At 68.1% G+C, this 310-nt stretch carries 1 protein-coding gene; it reads right to left on the reverse strand.

The window, feature by feature from the left end; translation table 11 throughout:
- Positions 1-310: amidase family protein (locus GSQ79_RS29725; RefSeq protein ID WP_246725482.1), on the reverse strand; the 310-nt coding region annotated here is incomplete at both ends.

The raw sequence follows: 310 nt of genomic DNA on the forward strand, positions 1-310 counted from the left end.
GCGCCGACGGCCGTCGCGGTTCCCGCACTGCTGCCACCCGGCAGGAATTCACGGCCAGCCGAATTGTACGTGGAGCCGGCCCAGCTGCCGTTCGCATGCGCGCCGGTGTGGCTGAGAATCGGGATGTTGGTCTTTCCCAGGATGACGGTGTCGGCCGCGCGCATGCGGGCGACGACGGGCGAATCGGTCTCCGGCATGAGGTCGACGCCGCCCGTCTTGCTGTGCAGAAGCGACCATCCCCCCGTCGTCGGGAAGCCTTTCATGTCCATCGCGTCCTTGACGACGACCGGGACACCGGCAAGCGGTCCGA

It is taken from the genome of Beijerinckia sp. L45 (assembly GCF_009765775.1).
In the GTDB taxonomy this organism is placed as follows: Bacteria; Pseudomonadota; Alphaproteobacteria; order Rhizobiales; family Beijerinckiaceae; genus RH-AL1.